General features: G+C 65.5%; 3 protein-coding genes. All 3 read right to left on the bottom strand.

Going from position 1 to position 2,212, the window contains the following annotated elements; genetic code table 11:
- The coding region (locus AHiyo1_RS24950) for a hypothetical protein (RefSeq protein WP_216363245.1) at window positions 1–1,052 on the bottom strand (1,052 nt) is incomplete at its 3' end.
- Entirely contained in the window at window positions 1,049–1,687 is a 639-nt protein-coding gene (locus AHiyo1_RS25675; RefSeq protein ID WP_216363244.1) for a tyrosine-type recombinase/integrase, read from the bottom strand. The genes AHiyo1_RS24950 and AHiyo1_RS25675, both read right to left, overlap by 4 nt.
- On the bottom strand, window positions 1,620–2,105 hold the full coding sequence (locus AHiyo1_RS25670; RefSeq protein ID WP_216363243.1) for a site-specific integrase: 486 nt from the start codon (window positions 2,103–2,105) through the stop codon (window positions 1,620–1,622). The genes AHiyo1_RS25675 and AHiyo1_RS25670 overlap by 68 nt, the downstream gene beginning before the upstream one ends.
- Window positions 2,106–2,212: the final 107 nt, after the last annotated feature.

Here is a 2,212-nt window from a genome sequence, read left to right as displayed (position 1 = left end):
CTGTCTGTTTGCGGGGGCAGTGCCCTGGGCAGCGGTGCTGGCGGCCGCGGGATGTCCGCGCGGTGGACAACAGTCTCGGCCGGCCGGTCGGCCCATCCCCAGGCGGTGAGGTCATCGAAGAAGCTGCGCAGGTTGATCACGACGTGCATATGGTGAGTGACCGAGATCCGTTGCCCGCGTCCCCTCCGTCCTTGGGAGAGCCGGGTTGCATCCCAGGCCAGGAATTCTTCGAGGTGGCGGCGGGTCAGGCCAGTGAGTTCGCGGCATTCGGGGTGTTTCCCGGAAAGCCAGACTGTCAGCAGGGTCAGGTGTTCTGCCCGGGAGGTAACAGTGGCTGGGCGAAGTGTCGCTGCGATGGTCGTGAGGTAGCGGGCGATGACGGGGCGGATCAGCGGCTGCGGCACTCCCTCGGCCCGTTGCGCCGGCGTCCGCTCCCGGCGGTTGGGGTGAACGGGCGGGATGTCCGTGACTCCCAGCTGATAGCAGAGCTTTCGCAGGCAGCGGTGCTGACTGCCAAGGACTCGCCGCGTGCGCGGCGCCAGGAGCGTCGATGTTGCGATAGCCCGCTCCACTGCATCCAGATCGGCGTCCGTCATGGATTGCAGGTCGACGCCGCGGGTCATGCAAAGCAGCGGAAACGCGTTGCCGATGACGCGTTGTGCCCATTCCGCGCTCCAGTCGAACGTCGTGGCCGCCCGGCTAACCGCGGTGTTGTCGTCTGGATGCAGCCGGGACCAGAGCGAGAAATGAGTGCCCTTGCCTTTGAGTGTGAGCAGTTCCAGGTCGGGGACGAGCCGGCCGGTGGCAAAGCACCAGGAGAGGAAGGCCCAGGCGTCGAGGCGTTTGATCTGCAGAAGGCGTTCGGCGACGGGACGACGCATCCACTCCACGGGATTCGGGCAGTTGTCCAGGAAGGCAGCCGCACGCAGGCGGCGCAGGTATTTTGCCTGCGGACCGTAGGAAAGTTCCTCGACGAACCCGAAGTAGTCCTCGCGCAGATCTCTATCACCGGGGGCCGGGGAGAGGAGGGGTTTGGTGACAGTAGGCATCATGACTCCAATCGTGATCTGGCAGCCGCGTACTCCTCGGCCAGCGTTGTTGCCGACAGATGGACATAGCCGGCGGTCGTCTCCGGGCTGGCGTGGCCCATGAGGTCGCGCAGCACCAGCAGATCGATTCCGGCAGCGGCGAGTTCCGTTCCATAGGTATGGCGCAGCCGGTGTGGACGCACCAGCGGGGTGCCTGCCCGCAGCCGGTGGGTGCGGAAGATCCGCCGTAGACCGGCTTCGGTCAGGGCATGGCCTGTGGTCGGTCCTCGCAACACCACGAAGCATTCCCGGGCAGTGCAGCCGGCCGGACGCTCGGTGCGCAGGTAGGACGCCAGTTCCGTGAAGAATGACGGGTCGACCGGCACGACACGTTCCTTTCCGCCCTTGCCCTTAACCCTGACCCGCCGCAGACCAAAATCGACGTTGGCCAGCGGCAGCAGCCGTACCTCTGACGCGCGCAGTCCGCCCAGCAGCATCAACAGCGCCATCGAACGATCGCGGGCGGTCAGCAGATCGGCGATGAAAACGGCCACCTGGGCAGGATCCAGGGCAAAGGGAAGCCTCTTCGCTTCACGCACCAGCTTGCCCCCGCCACGCTCGCGGCCTTTGCCCAGGTGCCCGAGCAGCCCGCGCCGCATGGCACGGGAAACCGGAAGACCGCCGCGCCGCCGGGACCGGGTTCTCGTTCACGGCACCGGCTATCGCGGCGTAGTCGTACAGGCTCCGCACTGCAGCAATCCGCCGGTTCATCGTCGCCGGGGCTGCACCCATGCGTGAAGTGAGCCGGACAACCGTGGCGCCGGAATTCTTCTGCGGCTGCTGCTGCCAGTCGAGGTAATCGAACAGATCAGTCGGGGCGACATCCGCCAGCCCGAGCCCTCGCTCCATGAGAAAACGCAGGAAATTCAACAGGTCGAACGCATACGCCCGGCGCGTTGCGGGTGAGAAATTCCTTGTCGTCAGATGGGCCAGGAATCCGTTGACCAATTCCCCGGCGGCGTCAGCAGCACCCGTGAGAATATGACCATCCCCGGACCGGGCAACCTTTAGTCCCATGCGTCCTCCTCCGGCAGGACTGTTTCCAGTCTCCTACCGCCACGACGGCATCCGGGGCTTCTGGAAATTCGTGGCGTGTCCGGTCATCGAGGGCCGGTTAACTGATT

Source organism: Arthrobacter sp. Hiyo1 (assembly GCF_001263615.2).
Taxonomy (GTDB): domain Bacteria; phylum Actinomycetota; class Actinomycetes; order Actinomycetales; family Micrococcaceae; genus Arthrobacter.
Note: the sequence above shows the minus strand (reverse complement) of the source record. Positions and strands in the feature narration are given on the sequence as shown.